Genomic DNA, 350 nt, shown 5'->3' with positions numbered 1-350 from the left:
CCGAGATTTAGGTTATTTTCATTTAAAAGACCTTCAATATATACAAGATAAAGAGGCCTACTATATCTCTCGTATCAAGTCGAATACACGTGTTTATCAAAAAAATCCTAATCCTGATTATTTTCAAGATGGAAGAATTAAGAAAGGTACAGAGTATATACAGATAGATATGGAGACGTTAATGAACTCCCTTCAACCAGGACAAACATGTGAAATAGTTGATGCTTATGTAGGAATGATTGATAAAATTCCAGCCCGCGTAATTGTTCATCGATTAACAAAACAACAGCAACAAAAACGATTACAAGATCAAGCTGTAAGAGAAAAAAAGAAAGGAATGAAGTATTCTC

At 32.9% G+C, this 350-nt stretch carries 1 protein-coding gene; it reads left to right on the top strand.

Features of this window, described 5'->3' with window-relative positions; translation table 11 throughout:
* The coding region (locus MR065_RS27215; protein WP_242215749.1) for a transposase at nt 1–350 on the top strand (350 nt) is incomplete at both ends.

Origin of the sequence: Bacillus cereus group sp. BfR-BA-01383 (assembly GCF_022663495.1) — a bacterium.
Lineage (GTDB): Bacteria > Bacillota > Bacilli > Bacillales > Bacillaceae_G > Bacillus_A > Bacillus_A cereus_AU.
This window is presented reverse-complemented; position numbering and strand designations above follow the sequence as displayed.